Origin of the sequence: Paenibacillus sp. P2(2022) (assembly GCF_029522175.1) — a bacterium.
Taxonomy (GTDB): Bacteria; Bacillota; Bacilli; order Paenibacillales; family Paenibacillaceae; genus Paenibacillus; species Paenibacillus polymyxa.
In genome coordinates this window covers 363767-378775 of sequence record NZ_JAKWFI010000003.1, presented here as the reverse complement: position 1 = coordinate 378775, position 15009 = coordinate 363767, and the positions used below count along the sequence as shown (strand labels likewise).

Sequence of the window (15009 nt, the reverse complement as noted above, 5' to 3'; positions counted from 1 at the left end):
GTTCCTTATGAAGACAACAGGAAATCTGTACAAAACGTTAGATTTTTTCATGCTTCGTACTCCTGTATTACCCATTCAAGAGTTTTCTAAATGCTTTCCGAGCAGTATTAAAGAGGGGGGGGACGCTAGAGAGATTGCATTAGAGCGTTTATTGGAATTGTCCCGTGATCCGTTCATTCGTGAAGCTCTAGCCGCCTCCAGTCCCACTTTGCTTGAATCTTTGGTACATATCAGTAATCATGAGAATCCGCGCAAACAAGGACAAGTAATCAAAGCTTTTATGCGTTATATCATTAGAATGATTACACGGCCAACGCCGTTTGGCTTACTATCTGGTATCACATATGGGCGATTTGGGGAACGATCGCAGCTATTTTTGCAAGGAACAGACACGTTTAAAAAGCGTGCGAGACCTGATATGGAATGGCTAATGAAAGCGGTTGAGCTGGTTGAAAGTCGAAAGGAGATTGTGCGCCAACTGCGGGTTCGGAGTAATAAATTAATTTATCGCCAGGGTAACCGTGCCAAAATTCCTTATACGACAAGACATGGCAGTATGAACGATGGCGAAGATCAGAGTGTGTCTGTTCGTATAACTCAAGTATTTGACTGTGTAATGGCTGCGAGTTCAGCCTTCATACCATTTTTGGATTTGGTCGATCATCTTAATAAAACTTTTGAGAGTGCTAATATTGAGGTAATTGAACGTTACGTGTGGCAACTTTTCGAACAAGAGTTTCTGATTTCTGAACTTATCCCACCTACGACGACTACTGAACCGTTAAGTTATATACGGTCTGTTCTGAAACCAGTAACAGGTATCGAAGAGTTAAAAGAAGATCTTGATACAATCGCAGATACTTCTGCTAAATATAATCATCTTCCTATAGGTCAAGGAGAACAACTGTTAGAGAGCTTAAGACAAAAAATGAACAAAATGTTTAGTGCAAAATCAAGTTTGCAAATCGATCTCTCCCTGGAAGATAGAGGTATCATCCTTCCACAATCCATTCGTAAGGATATTGAGTGTGTTGCCGAATTATTGACCAAACTTTCAACGCGTGAAAACAGACCTTTGAATGAGTTTTGTGTGGAATTTTTGGAGAAATACGGACCATATCGGGAGGTACCTTTGCTGGATCTGCTTGATGAGGACACAGGGCTAGGGGCCCCGGCAGGCTATAAACACCCTATGAGTCGTCGAGTACGGTTACAGGACATGTCTCCATCCAAGTCGAGGTCACATCAAGAAAAGCTTTTGTTTCAATGGTTTGTATCTGCTATGCATGAAGGAAAGCATGAAATTGTATTGACAGATAACATGATCGATGAATTGATAAAGGGTCACGATACGGAGAAATGGCTAGCTGCACCCTCCATGGAATTATTTTTTCAGCTAATTACTTCTGATCAGGAGGCTTTGGATCAAGGTGAATATACGTTGCTCTTAGCACCTAATCAGGGGTCTGATGCAGCAGGAAAGACATTCGGTAGGTTTATGGACCTGTTCGGGGAGCCTTTTAACGATATATTTTCTAGTATCCAGTCGGAAGAGCAGCGTTTGCAACCTGGAAAGCTGCTTGCTGGGATATCTTACTTGCCTAGCTCGGGAAGATCAGCTAATGTCGTGTTGACGAAACAAACTCGACCTTATGAGATCGCAATAGGGGCTAATCATACAATGCCGGAAGATCGACAAATTCATATTTCCGATCTAGTCGTTGGTGTGCGGAACGATCACTTTTATTTGAAATCAAAAAGCCGCAATCGAGAGGTTATTGCTAGTTCGGGACACATGCTTAATGCAGAGTTGACGCCTAATATATACCGTTTTCTCGTGGAGGTTAGCGATAATAGTTACCGCCATTGGTCGCCTATGGAGTGGGGATTTGTGGCTCACGCCCCTTTTACCCCACGTCTCAGGTACAAGCATATCATTCTCTACCCGGGAACATGGAGAATTGCAAGTAGCTCATCGAAGAAGATGGCAGACTTCGCCGAAGAGATACGTTTATTTCAAGAGAAGTGGAACATACCACGTTATGTTTATATGATTGAATCGGATAATCGTATTTTACTAGATATGGATCATCCGTTGCATATCGAACAAATATGCAGGGACCTTCAGTCTAAAGGTAAGGTTACCTTGATAGAGCACATTGGCGGCCTTGACAATTCACCAGTCTCCTGTGGAAAAGGACATTTAACTGCTGAATTTGTATGTCCTCTCGTTCGAAATCAAGCTGAAGATACGCAACATTTTGTGGAAGAGACTGCAGCTTCTCTTGAATTGGTTGCAAAAGAAAATGAGCAACAACCAACAAAGGCAGACTATACTTACCTGCCGGGAGAATCTTGGTTCTACGCGAAGCTTTACGGTATAAATAGCCGACAAAATGAGTTTATAGGTGGATATTGGGAAGAATTTGTGCGGAAGCATCAAGACAACGGTACTATCCTTCAGGCATATTTTATCCGATATGCCGATCCGGACAAGCATCTACGTGTCCGATTTGAGCTTTCAAAAAATAGGACAGCAGATGGATTTCTCTCTACGTTTCATAAATGGACAGAAATGCTGCTGCATGAAGGGATGATAGCCAGGGTGGTCATCGATACATATGAGCCTGAGATAGAGCGATATGGTGGAAGTAAACCCATGGCCTGGGCGGAGAGAATGTTTTCGTGCGATAGTGAGGTAACAGCTAAGCTTGTACACCTCATCCGGTTTAACCAAGTTTCCTTAGAAGAAGATATTATAGCCACCTTAAGTGTTATCAATCTTCTCTATCAATTTGGTTACCATGAGAAAGATGCGTTCAACTTACTGAATCGATATTTTGATGTTAAGGAATATCTGGAGAATTTCCGCAAAGAACGGAAGTTTTTTTTACAATGGTTTGCATCCGATCAGGAAATTTCACAATCCATTCAATCCAATCTCCAAGCTATAGAGAGTATTTTCAAGATAAGAAGAGAAGCCGTAAAGCAGTATAGCCATGTACTCTATGAGCATGAAACGGGGGGATTATCCACTAACACAAGAGAAGATATCGTATTTAGTGTAATTCATATGCATCTGAATCGACTGCTAGGGATAGACAGGGATCGAGAACGGAAGATCATGATTATGGCCAGACATGCTCTGAACAGTTTAGTTCAATATCGGGGGAATCGACAATGACCGATATTCAAGCGAAAATGAATCTAGAGTCTTCCACTATCTGGAGGTCGGTGCGACAGGGGTTAAAGTTGTTTTCGTTGGTATTTGGTATGAATAAGACGTACATGGTATCAAGCATTTTCTTGCATATTCTTCAGGGCTTAATGCCAGTCCTGACACTAATAATTATGCAAAACCTTTTAAACAGCATTGTTTCCTTCGGCACTCAAGGCATCTCCTTGATTATGTTACAGTTTGGCATATTTATAGTGATTCACGTACTGAAAAGTGTAGTTACAATGAGCCAAACGTTTGTTGAAGGTACGCTGGAATCAGTGCTGTCTAAGTCTCTGAACTTAATGATCGGGAAAAAATCAAGCTCTTTGGGATTAGCTGATTATGAGAATTCAGAAATAAATGACCAATTAAAGCGGGCCTCTCAGGAGGCCTCTTATCGACCGTATCAACTGTATACACAAATGGCAGGAATTTTATCCAGTATGGTTACCATGGTCTCTTCCGCAACCTTGATTCTTCTGTGGAAATGGTGGGTAGTTATCATTCTGTTTGGGATCTCTCTGGTATCTGTATACTCTATTTTTAAGCTAAACAAAGAACAATTTGAAATCTATATGAATCGAACTCCATTATATCGAGAGTCTTGGTATATGACCTACTTGTTGACCAATGATCGTGCAGTCAAGGAGGTCAAAATTTTTAATATGAGTTCTTATTTGCTTAAGAGATACGAGGATTTGCTACAAAGATTTTTTGTAGAGGACCGACGAATTCTGGGGAAAAGGGTCACAATCACTTTTATGTACAGTCTGCTGGAGCTTGCTGTGTTGTTAGGAGTAGTATGGGTGGCTATTAGGGAGACCTTTGAGAAAAAAATACTAGTAGGTAGCTTATATGGCTATATCCAAGCAATTATGCTGACGCAAAGCCAGATGCAGGCATTGATTCAGGGAATTGTTCAATTCTCGCAAAATAATTTGTATATGGAACAGTTGTTTTTATTTTTACAGCTTCCCACATCAGATCCGGTCCGACAGCAAAAGGAACAAGCGCTACCGATTAACCGAAAAAAAAATGAAGATTTTTGTATTGAGCAAATATGTATAGAAGGTGTTTCTTTTACTTATTCGGGTAAAACAGTCCCCTCTATACGTGATATTCACTTAACCGTGAATAGAGGCCAAACTATAGCTATTGTAGGAAAGAACGGTTCAGGTAAATCAACGCTAATGAAAGTACTGATGCAGCTTTACTCCAATTATGAAGGTGTGTTTAAGATTAACGGTCTTCCCGTTCAGGATTATGATCTGCATCAAGTTCAGGACAAAATCGGAGTTGTGTTCCAGGACTTTATGCATTATGAAATGTCAGCACGTCATAATATCGGCTTTGGGTCGCTAGAACGTTTGGAAAAGGATGAAGAGCTCATCCAAGCGGCTCGATATGCAGCTATAGATCAGATTATAACCGAGCTTCCGCAAGGATTAGACACACAACTCGGAAAATGGTTCGAGGATGGCTTCCAGCTCTCGGGAGGACAATGGCAGAGAATCGCAATTGCTCGGGCTTTTTTGCGCCAGGCAGATATATATATTTTAGATGAGCCGAGTTCCTTCTTGGATCCAGTAGCAGAAAGGGATTTGCTGAAGTTATTTCTAGAGTTAATGAAGGATAGCATCGGAATCTTTATAACACATCGAATTTCTTCGGCACGCCTGGCGGATAAAATTGTGGTCATGGATAATGGGGGAATTGTCGAGCAGGGAACCCATCGGGAACTGATGCTACTGGATGGATTATATGCAGAGATGTACAACATTCAAGCTAGTTCATTCAATGACGAGGAAGCTTTGGCCGAAACCGGAGGGAGAGTATAGGATGACGACGATTTCATATACATGCGATAACTGGATACCCGTCAAGGGGGAAATGAAGAACAAGATATCTACATTATTGCGGGAGATTACCGAACGTTATAGAAACCCGGATCAGGTGCGTTTATGGATGAAAAAGATACCTCCAATAGAAGCCGACGGGGTGATAATGGAACGTTGGGCAGATGAAAGCTTGGGTAGTGGGTTTACGGGAATATGTTTGCTCATGGGTCAGCTGGATTATCTTTATCCCAAAAATGGTTGGGATATTGTAGGACATCAATATTTAGAGCGAATCCGTATGGTGGTAGAGCAAAAAGGTGTTCACGATTTATCCTTGTATAGTGGATTGGCAGGTATTATGCTGGCCATTTACTCTTTATCTAGGAAGGGTACACGTTATCAAGGTATGCTAGATGCACTTGCTTCATGGTTTGAAGAAGCTGCTTTACAAAGTCTGGCTCTACATCGGATTGAGTGGGAAAAGGGAGAGCTGCGGATGAGTCAATATGACACCATCTCTGGCTTTGCGGGAGTTGGGCGTATAGCTATGCTGTTCCTGAACCGCCCGGGCATGCAGATGGTATGGGAACAGACAATGGATTTGTTCCACGTCATGTGCGGTGAGAAAAATCTAAATGGTCACACTGTACCCGCTTGGCACATTTCCTCGGAACATCAGTTTCAGGAGGATGAAAAGCTACAGTATCCTCAGGGGAATTTTAATTTAGGTATTTCGCATGGTATTGCAGGTCCCTTATGTTTTCTGAGCTTGTCTGCCCTTCATGGAGTGGACGCCTCCCCTTTAATGAACGATATACATAGACTGGGAAAGTTTATACATCATTGGCGTGTTCAGGACGTAGAGGGCATAATTTGGCCTGGTCGAATTTCCTTTGGGGAGTGGCTGGATGGCCAGCTTTTATCAGGAAGCACTCGAAACTATCGTGATTCTTGGTGCTATGGTGTACCAGGTATCGCACGTTCTATCTGGCTAGCAGGACAAGCTGTTCACAATGAAGAATGGCTCGAAACGGGGCTTTCCGCTTATTTAGATATAGAGAAACGCCTCCATCGAAAAGGGGGATTATCTTCTGCTACATTATGTCATGGGATTGGGGGATTGTTGCATCTAGTCCAACGTATGTACTCAGATACTTCCCATGAGCAGTTAGGGAGGATCCGGGACAGACTACTTGAAGATGTATTAGATATGTTCGATGCTAATTCGTTGTTTGGCTTCTATGATCATAGCTTACTGGATGGAAGGTTAGCGGAAGTTGATGAGGCTGGTTTTTTGAATGGAAGTGCTGGAGTTGCTTTGGTGTTAGCCTCCTTAATTGGAGATCAGAATCCGGACTGGGATGCTGCTTTTCTAATTCGCTAAGATATAGAAATTTTTTTGCCTAACCTGACACTATACAAATAGAAAAGATCCAAGCGACCATTCGAGGTTAGCTGGGTCTTTTTTTATACGGACGTTTAGGGTAGAAATACGGTGTATCGTTTCTTTTCTGCGAGGGACGGGTATTAATTGTCTAGTACCGCATAGATTGACATAGGGGAAAAGGAGGTATGAGCATGTGGAATGGGGTCAAAAGGCTGTCTGCACTAGCGGCGATCCTGCTGCTAACGATCGTTGTAAGCGCATGCAATAAGGGCGACGCTTCAGGCAAGGTGCAAATTGAGTTTTTCCAAAATAAGCCGGAGGCTAAGGGTTCATTCGATAAGCTGATCGCTCAATTCAATCAGGAGCATCCTGGTATTGAAGTGACACAGGTCAACCCGCCAGAGGCAGAAACGGTGCTATTGACACGGGTTGTCAAAAACGATGTACCTGACATTGTGGGGCTTGGGGCCACAGATACCTACTCCATTTTGGCGCAAAGCGGTATTTTTACGGATCTGGCAAATACAGAATTACCACGTACGGTGGACCCGATTTACCTCAAAATGCTTAAGGATGTGACCGGGGTCGATCCTGTGTATGGAATTCCTTATGCTGCGAATGCGAATGGTGTGATGTACAACAAAAAGCTTTTTAGGGAAATGGGATTACAGGTGCCCAAAACGTGGGATGAACTGATTGCAACAGCGCAAAAAATCAAGGCTGCTGGCAAGATCCCATTCTATTTTACATATAAAGATGATTGGCAAACGAACCTTCCTTTTAACGCACTGGGTCCGAACCTGGTGGGTATTGATTTTTTCCTGCAACGGCGTGAGAATCAGGTCACCTTTCAGGACAAGTACCGCGAGGTTGCGGAAAAGCAGCTGGAGCTGCTGAAATACGGACATAGTGATAACTTCGGCAAAAACTATGCTGACGGGAACCGTGCTTTCGCTAACGGGCAGGGACTGATGTACATTCAGGGCTCGTGGGCTATATCTGAAATTCGCAAAGCCAACCCGAAAGTGGAACTCGGATTTTTCCCGTTCCCTACAGGGAATGACGCAAAGGCGGTCAAGCTAGTGTCTGGAATAGATACGCTATTAGCTGTTTCGGAAAGCACCCCGCATAAAAAGGAAGCTGAAGAGTTCATTGCCTTCCTATTGAAGCCAGAGAACAGCAAGCAATACATTACGGAACAAACGTTGTTTTCAGCGGTGAAGGGAGTCACACAGGATGACCCGAGTGTGGCAGAGTTGTTGCCGTATTTTAAATCAGGCCGTGTCATTGATTTTGCCGATCATTATATTCCCAAAGCAGTCCAATTGAATTCTATTGTGCAGGCTTTCCTGCAAAATGGAGATATCGACGCCTATCTAGCCAAGCTCGACCGTGAGTGGAATAAGGTAGCTAACCGCCGATAGGGGAGGAGGATGAGACATGAATAAGCGACTGACGACTTTTTACTGGATGACGGTGCCGGCGGTGCTATTGTTTTTTGTATTTTTGACCTTACCTGCCTTGCAGGGTTTTTATTATTCGCTTACCAATTGGAACGGATTCGGGCATCAGTATCACTTTGTCGGATTTAAGAACTATATTAATTTGTTTCAGGACGACAATGTGGGCAATGCTTACTGGTTTACTTTCAAATTTGCGATTGTGGTTACCATTGCGATTAATATTCTCAGCTTGTTGATTGCCATGGGGCTGAACGCTAAAATACGTTTCCGTAATTTCTTTCGAGGAATTTATTTTTTGCCTAATATTTTGAGCGTATTAATTGTAGGTTACATATTTAATTACCTGTTCTCGAACGTGTTTACGATTTGGGGACAAAATCTGGGCATCAGTTCACTATCGACCAACATCTTGGGTAGCGAGCAGTTGGCTTGGGTGGGGGTGGTCATTGTAGCCGTATGGCAGGGCATTGCCTTTAATACGATCCTCTATCTGGCAGGGCTGCAAACAATTCCGACCAGTCTGTATGAGGCATCCAACCTGGACGGTGCAGGTAAATGGCGTGAATTCTGGAGCATTACCTTTCCGTTGATTGCTCCATTTTTTACGATCAATATGGTATTGGCGATGAAAAATTCCCTAATGGTATTCGATCAGATCGTGGCCTTGACGAACGGCGGACCGGGACGGGCCACGCAGTCGATTTCTCATCTGATATACACCGGAGGCTTTAGAGGAGGAGAATTTGCCTATCAGTCAGCTAACTCTGTGATTTACTTTATTGTGATCGCGATCATTTCCATCTTACAGCTGCGATTCCTCCAAAGAAGGGAGATGGATAACTGATGAAAACAAGCAGACGTACCAACTGGCCTGTGCTGATTCTGGTAGCGTTGGGGACAATATTTATCCTGTTTCCCCTCTATATGACGGTGACGATTGCACTCAAAAATCCCGAGCAGATGGCGCATTCCGCCTTTGCCTTTCCGACGGAGCTGCATTGGGAAAATTTTAGTCGTGCAGTGGAAATGACCCATTTTTTCAGTGCTTTTCAGAATAGTGTGATGGTGACAACATCGACGGTCATACTCACTTTGCTCACCAACTCGATGGTTGCTTATGCCATTGCTCGCAATATGCAGCGGCGTTTTTTCAAAGGATTATATTTTTACTTTGTCAGCGCCATGTTTATTCCGTTCCCGATCATCATGCTGCCGATTGTAAAGCTGGCCTCGGGGCTACATATGACCAATCTGTTGGGCCTCATTGTGCTGCATACGGTGTATGGCTTGGCGTTTAATGTCTTCGTGTATGTCGGTTATATTCGGTCGATTCCAGTGGCATTGGAAGAGGCAGCCACGGTAGATGGTGCGACGACATGGGGGACATTTTGGCGTATTATATTTCCGCTGATGGCGCCGATTAGTGCTACAGTGGGGATTCTCACTTGTTTGTCCACATATAATGACTTTTTGCTGCCGCTCATTATTATCAGCGATGCGGAGCAATATACATTGCCGCTCGTCCAGTATGTGTTCCAGGGACAGTTCAATACTGACTTTAATCTGGCCTTTGCCTCGTACTTGATGGCCTTGCTGCCGATGATTATTGTCTATCTGATTGCACAAAAATGGATTATTAATGGTGTTACGCAAGGTTCTGTAAAATAAGATGAGAATACAACAGCTTCAAGCAGCAGGCTGTGCCTTACTAGGCGAATAAAAAGGGGGTTCCTATACTGTGAATCACACAGGTATAGAGAACCCTCCTTTTATAGCATGGTTATTTAGATGCTTGGCTGTTGCTAGTCAGTGGCTGCAAGGGTACGCTCGTCTCTGCTTCAGGTTCGTCCGTTGTATAGTAGAACATATAAATAGAAGCTTCCTTTCCCTTGAAGTTCTTGTAGACATCGACTGCCTTATTATTGCCGTCTCCGGCGAAGTTGGCTGTGATCGGCTTGCCAATCATCCGTTCTTTCCCCAGACCAATATGCGTCTGGTTGATCCCTCCAAAGTGAGTATCCTCACTTTCGGTTTCTACGAATAAATCTGCTCCTTGTTTGTAGTAGGTCCACTTCACAGGATAGCCGCCGATTTGCGTCGTTATCGTCTGCTTTTGCTCAGAAATATCAGTCAAATGCTGCGGCGTTTTGTCATCCGAATGAGTCGTAACCTTGTATTTGCCTGTAAAAGTAATGGGAGTATCTCGGGTAATCGCAAGATGGGCCGGCCGTTCAAAACGGATCGTATTCAGATCGTGGTCCTGATCTGGTGAAGACCAACGATTACCCTCTAACGTTGTGCCGTTCACAGAAAGAAAATATTTTTGATAAGGCAACATGGCGAATTTCTTTTCGCTTCTGATCGTGACACGGATTTGTGTCGGTGTGACAATCATTTGTTCCAGCATGAAATTCGGATTACCGTTCTCCAAGGGGGTATTCAGCACACTTTTAATCGTCCCGCTCTCCATTTTCTTCTTGCTTAGCTGCAGGTCAAAGTTTAGGGGTTCATGTATACTTTTCTCCGTTTGTGCATATTGCAGTTTAAAAGTAGTCTGCCCTTCTGGTATATCCCCTTTAGTAAAATACTGCTGGGCTGTGTATTCTCCGTCCTCACCGGGTGTACCAAATGTCCCTCCAGATTGGGGGTTCACAGGCTTCCCATCTTTGTAGGCAATAATTTGCGGATTGTCCCATTCTTTTGGTATGGAGGAATCGAAGGTAATTGCTGATGACAGCATCAGCTTGTCCTTACCTTGTTCGAATACCTGTACCTTCATATCTTGTAGACCGTTACGATCTAGCCTGAAAGTCTGTTTCTGAGGCGATGTGATATCGAGCGGCAAATCCAATTCCTGAACGCTGGTAAGCTCAATATGATCCACGGTCAGCCGCACGTTTTCTGTTTCTTGCTGCGGTGTCCAATCGCTTTCAAAGTAGCCGTTATAGCGTTGGTTTTTCTCATCCCATTGTTGGAAGCTATACTCCCCTTCACTACTTTTTCCCACAGCATTTTTAAGCGATACCCCTTTGACATTCCAAAACTCGTTGTCTGCGCGTTTTCCAACCTCCAGGCTGTACAGAATTACAGTCCGGTTCTCATCGACAATAGCGGTATGCAACGTCAGCTTTATTCCGTCTTTGGTGACAGACTGTTCTAATGGCTGTCCCAGGTCTTGAGCTAATGCTGTCTCAATTCCACTTCTTCCGTGCAGCAGATTGCCCCAATTATAATGAATGGCAGCATAGACGGGAACGGCAACGAGAAGTGCGCTCAGGGAGGCAGCGATGGCTATTTTGCGCCAATTTCTATGTTGGTGTGGAGTGAATGAATCCGAAACGCCGGTTGGCGTAAGGGCAGTATGGCCTGCCTGTTCCATCCGATTCCACATCTCATCGAAGTTAGGATGCGCCAATTCCGAATCTTCATTTAACTTGCGCTTCAATGCCTTTTCTACGTTGTTCATAGTTCTCTCCTTCCAGCTTGGGAATCTGTGCATCAGCCCCCCGCAGTATTTGCTCCATTAACTTTAGTCCTTTGTGTGTCCTGGATTTGACGGTTCCCAGCGGGATTTCCAGCAGTTTCGATATTTCCGCTAGCGTGAAATCATGCATATAGCGAAGTGTCAGCACAGCACGGATTTTGGCCGGAAGGCGGTTCATGTAAATGGCCCATTCCTCAGCCGACTCGCGTTCCTCCACCTGCCTGTCCACAGGCTTGCCTTCTGTTCCAGTAAAGAGATGGGGATTAGCCGCTACCTTTAAATGCAGGCTTTTTCGGCGTTTAAGATGGTTCAGACAATGATTGACCGTAACTTTCATGATCCAGGCTTTTAGTTGCTCGATATGCTCGCGATTGCTGTGAAACAGAGTAATAAACACTTCCTGCGTTAAATCCTCTGCATCCGAGGCATTATGGACCATGTAATAGCAGGTTCGGTATACATCCCGTTGATATAGATCAAACAACTCTCGATTACTTTGCAATGATGGCTCTCCTTTCTCGTGCAGTTTACCTATATAACAACTGGAGTCCTCAAAAGGTTCATTTGGTTGTGAAAAATAGATCGTCCGCTTCGAATGTGTCCACTTTTTCTCCAATGTACCACACAAAAAAAGAAGCCTGTAAATCTCAAAACTGCAGATTTACAGGCTTCTTATATGTTTCATTGCTAGCCCCTACGGGATGAGCACTCCTTCGGGGCAAAAACACGCTAACGGATAGCTTGCGGGCATAATCCCGCTTAATCAGCTAGCCGTACAATCGTTCTACCCTGTGAGCGGGCTGCCAGGATGTCTTCGAGCGCGCTTGGCAGGTCAGCCAAGCCAATTTCGCGCTCAACGAGCTGCTCCAGCTGCTCCGGCTTCCAGTCACTGCTGAGCTGCTTCCAGATCGCTACGCGGGTGTCATAGGGGCAAAAGACAGAGTCTATGCCCAGCAGATTTACACCGCGCAAAATAAACGGTAGCACCGTCGTAGGCAGCTTGGTGCCTGCTGTCAGGCCGCTCACGGCAACAGAGCCGTTGTAGGCGATCTGGCTAAGCAGCGAAGCGAGCGGCTTTCCGCCTACAGGGTCTACAGCCGCTTGCCAAAGCTGCTTGCCTAGCGGTCGGATGCTCTCGGCACCGTCGTAGACCTCCTCACGCGAAATAACCTCGGCTGCTCCGAGCGCCTTGAGGTAATCATGCGATTCGGCTTTGCCGCTGCTGGCTACGACATGGTAGCCCCTCTTGTGCAGCAAGGCAATGGCTGCACCGCCTACGCCACCCGTTGCTCCGGTGACGAGTACCTTGCCCTTCTCCGGTGCAACGCCGTTTTGCTCTAGCCGATATAACGACAGGGCTGCGGTAAATCCGGCTGTCCCGAAAATCATCGCCTCTCTCAGCGTGAGTCCGTCTGGAAGCGGAACTACCCAGTCCGCAGGCACACGCGCGTATTGGCTAAATCCTCCGAATTGAGACACACCCAGCCCGTAGCCTGTAACGAGTACCGCTTGTCCCTCGCTAAAGCGGCTATCCTCCGAGGAGACGACAGTTCCCGAGCAATCTATGCCGGGTACGAATGGATAGGCTTTGACAATATTGCCATCCTTGCGGGCGGCAAGCCCGTCTTTATAGTTGATACTGGAATAAGCGACACGAATCAATACCTCTCCAGCAGGTAAACTGCCAGTTTCCAAAGAACGAACCTCTGCTTGAACTTCACCGTCCTGCGTCTGATCGACGACAAGGGCATGAAATGACTGAGTCATCTGTAAAAGCCTCCTTTATTACCGTTTAAGCTTATGAATGGTCTATATATTCCATCTCTAATATACAAATTATGCTTATGCAGCATACAACAATCTGCACAGCCTGTCAGCGGCAATGCTCACAAGCTCTTAATCTATTATACCCTTTAGCTTATAATTACGTCGAAAATACCGGATTATGGATATATTCTTGCAACAATCTATTTCAATAAAGTTCGATAATCAATTATAAAGAGAGTGATAAATGAATTCTTACGCATTTTTCAAATCATTTTACGTAAACGGGATGTATTTTCAGAATGACTGTGCTAACATACCCTTTGATCGTTAAATATTCTATGAAGAAAGGTGAATGAATGACAACCAGAGCACTAAAAAATGGTTCGGTATTGTCCGAAGCCAAGGAACTGAATTTGTTCCGTTTGACATGGCCTATTTTCCTTGAATTGTTCCTGTTTATGCTAATGGGAAGCGTCGATACATTCATGCTCAGCTCTGTATCTGATAATGCAGTGTCGGGTGTGGGCGCATCCAATCAAATTATTTCAATCGCTATCCTTGTACTGGAGGTTATCGGCAACGGCGCTGCTATCGTCGTAGCTCAATATATCGGTTCTAAGAAACTAGTCGAAGCGGCCCAGGTGACGGGTACGGCCATTACTCTGAATTTAATGGTAGGTCTTTTGCTAAGCGTCATTTTTCTTGTGTTTGGTACTCATATGTTGCAATGGCTGAATGTCCAGGGTGATATTCTGACTTACGCGGAATCCTATATGAGTATCGTCGGGGGGGCCATTTTCCTTCAGGCATTGATTAACTCGCTGGCGGCGACCATTCGTACGCACGGTTTTACCAAAGAAACGATGTATGTATCGGTTTTTATGAACGTGATCCACGTGGTCGGCAACTATGTTTTGATTTTGGGACATTGGGGAATGCCTGCACTCGGTGTAGAGGGTGCTGCTATTTCTACAGTAGGTAGCCGCTTTATTTGTCTCTTGATCTTCTTCTGGCTGATGTACCGGGTAACTGAGGTCCGTGTCGAGTGGAAATATTACGTCCATTTATCCAAAAAATTTATCTCAAAAATATTGCGTATTGGTGTACCATCCGCGCTGGAGTCCATCATGTATCAGTCGTGTCAGCTCATATTCACACTGTACGTGACCTATCTGGGCGCAGAAGCAATGGCGACACGTCAATATGCCAATAATATTTCGAGCTATATTTATTTGTTCAGTATGGCAGTTGGTATGGGAACAGCTATCGTAGTGGGAAGACTCGTGGGAGCCAGAGAGAAGGATACGGCTTATAAACGTGTATTGAGCAGTGTGAAATGGGCGCTGCTCGTGACTGTGATCATTGATGCGATAGTTATCTTTTTCCGTGTACCCTTGCTCGGTTTGTTTACGGAAAACCCTGAGATTATTCGTTTGGGTGCACAGGTTATTTTACTTAGCATTCTGCTGGAAACTGGCCGGACGACGAATATCGTCATTATTAACTCGTTGCGTGCTGCTGGAGATGCCAAGTTCCCGGTCTTTATGGGCCTGATCTCCATGGTCTGCATGAGCTTGCCGCTGGGTTATCTGCTGGTATTCAAGCTGGATATGGGACTGGCTGGTGTGTGGCTGGCGATTGCTGCTGATGAATGGACTCGTGCTGTCATCATGTATGCCCGCTGGAGAAGCCGGTTATGGGAGAAGCATTCGCTGGTCGAGCACGATACACCAGATCAGCCTGCAACGCCTGTTCCGGCGCACTAATCCAAGTAATAATTCGGGTTAGCTAGAATCTAGCTTTTCGATAGAGTTGTATACGTGGAGGTAGTTCAAGAGAACATCTTGAGC

At 44.7% G+C, this 15009-nt stretch carries 10 protein-coding genes; 7 read left to right on the top strand and 3 right to left on the bottom strand.

All coding sequences use genetic code 11. The annotated features are described in order from the left end of the window. Nucleotides 1-7 precede the first annotated feature (7 nt). The 6 genes from MMB75_RS13465 to MMB75_RS13440 all read left to right on the top strand — a co-directional run bounded on the left by MMB75_RS13465 (nt 8) and on the right by MMB75_RS13440 (nt 9576). Nucleotides 8-3184, top strand: coding sequence for a lantibiotic dehydratase (locus tag MMB75_RS13465; RefSeq protein ID WP_045244711.1), 3177 nt, complete (start codon nt 8-10; stop codon nt 3182-3184). Continuing rightward, nucleotides 3181-5058: an ABC transporter ATP-binding protein gene (locus MMB75_RS13460; RefSeq protein WP_052679230.1), complete on the top strand. Its 1878-nt coding sequence runs from the start codon at nt 3181-3183 to the stop codon at nt 5056-5058. Before MMB75_RS13465 ends, MMB75_RS13460 begins: the two co-directional genes overlap by 4 nt. A 1-nt stretch (nt 5059) precedes the next feature. Continuing rightward, entirely contained in the window at nt 5060-6442 is a 1383-nt protein-coding gene (locus tag MMB75_RS13455) for a lanthionine synthetase C family protein (RefSeq protein WP_045244710.1), read from the top strand. A gap of 194 nt (nt 6443-6636) precedes the next feature. Next, nucleotides 6637-7869, top strand: a complete 1233-nt coding sequence (locus MMB75_RS13450; RefSeq protein WP_019688922.1) for an ABC transporter substrate-binding protein — start codon at nt 6637-6639, stop codon at nt 7867-7869. A gap of 16 nt (nt 7870-7885) precedes the next feature. Then, nucleotides 7886-8752 (top strand): carbohydrate ABC transporter permease, encoded by an 867-nt coding sequence (locus tag MMB75_RS13445; protein WP_016822711.1) that lies wholly within the window; start codon nt 7886-7888, stop codon nt 8750-8752. Then, nucleotides 8752-9576, top strand: a complete 825-nt coding sequence (locus tag MMB75_RS13440; RefSeq protein WP_016822712.1) for a carbohydrate ABC transporter permease — start codon at nt 8752-8754, stop codon at nt 9574-9576. Before MMB75_RS13445 ends, MMB75_RS13440 begins: the two co-directional genes overlap by 1 nt. Before the next feature lie 112 nt (nt 9577-9688). Here the strand turns inward: MMB75_RS13440 and MMB75_RS13435 are convergent, their stop codons facing one another. From MMB75_RS13435 to MMB75_RS13425, 3 genes are all read right to left on the bottom strand, one after another. Further along, nucleotides 9689-11374 carry a DUF4179 domain-containing protein gene (locus tag MMB75_RS13435; protein ID WP_045244709.1) on the bottom strand — a complete coding sequence of 562 codons (1686 nt, stop codon included), beginning with the start codon at nt 11372-11374 and terminating at the stop codon, nt 9689-9691. Next, a complete protein-coding gene (locus MMB75_RS13430; RefSeq protein WP_045244708.1) occupies nt 11334-11894 on the bottom strand; it encodes an RNA polymerase sigma factor in 561 nt (186 codons plus the stop codon). The genes MMB75_RS13435 and MMB75_RS13430 overlap by 41 nt, the downstream gene beginning before the upstream one ends. A gap of 257 nt (nt 11895-12151) precedes the next feature. Then, nucleotides 12152-13159 carry an acrylyl-CoA reductase family protein gene (locus MMB75_RS13425; RefSeq protein WP_277507938.1) on the bottom strand — a complete coding sequence of 336 codons (1008 nt, stop codon included), beginning with the start codon at nt 13157-13159 and terminating at the stop codon, nt 12152-12154. Nucleotides 13160-13515: 356 nt separating this feature from the next. On the opposite strand from MMB75_RS13425, the gene MMB75_RS13420 reads away from it, so the two are divergent. After that, nucleotides 13516-14925 (top strand): MATE family efflux transporter, encoded by a 1410-nt coding sequence (locus MMB75_RS13420; protein ID WP_016822716.1) that lies wholly within the window; start codon nt 13516-13518, stop codon nt 14923-14925. The last annotated feature ends 84 nt before the right edge of the window (nt 14926-15009 follow it).

What these genes read in the sequence shown, in the direction of transcription:
- MMB75_RS13450 (WP_019688922.1), top strand. Translation starts at nt 6,637, where the DNA reads ATGTGGAATGGGGTCAAAAGGCTGTCTGCACTAGCGGCGATCCTGCTG.
- MMB75_RS13465 (WP_045244711.1), top strand. Translation starts at nt 8, where the DNA reads ATGAAGACAACAGGAAATCTGTACAAAACGTTAGATTTTTTCATGCTT.
- MMB75_RS13425 (WP_277507938.1), bottom strand. Translation starts at nt 13,159, where the DNA reads ATGACTCAGTCATTTCATGCCCTTGTCGTCGATCAGACGCAGGACGGT.
- MMB75_RS13445 (WP_016822711.1), top strand. Translation starts at nt 7,886, where the DNA reads ATGAATAAGCGACTGACGACTTTTTACTGGATGACGGTGCCGGCGGTG.
- MMB75_RS13440 (WP_016822712.1), top strand. Translation starts at nt 8,752, where the DNA reads ATGAAAACAAGCAGACGTACCAACTGGCCTGTGCTGATTCTGGTAGCG.
- MMB75_RS13455 (WP_045244710.1), top strand. Translation starts at nt 5,060, where the DNA reads ATGACGACGATTTCATATACATGCGATAACTGGATACCCGTCAAGGGG.
- MMB75_RS13460 (WP_052679230.1), top strand. Translation starts at nt 3,181, where the DNA reads ATGACCGATATTCAAGCGAAAATGAATCTAGAGTCTTCCACTATCTGG.
- MMB75_RS13420 (WP_016822716.1), top strand. Translation starts at nt 13,516, where the DNA reads ATGACAACCAGAGCACTAAAAAATGGTTCGGTATTGTCCGAAGCCAAG.
- MMB75_RS13435 (WP_045244709.1), bottom strand. Translation starts at nt 11,374, where the DNA reads ATGAACAACGTAGAAAAGGCATTGAAGCGCAAGTTAAATGAAGATTCG.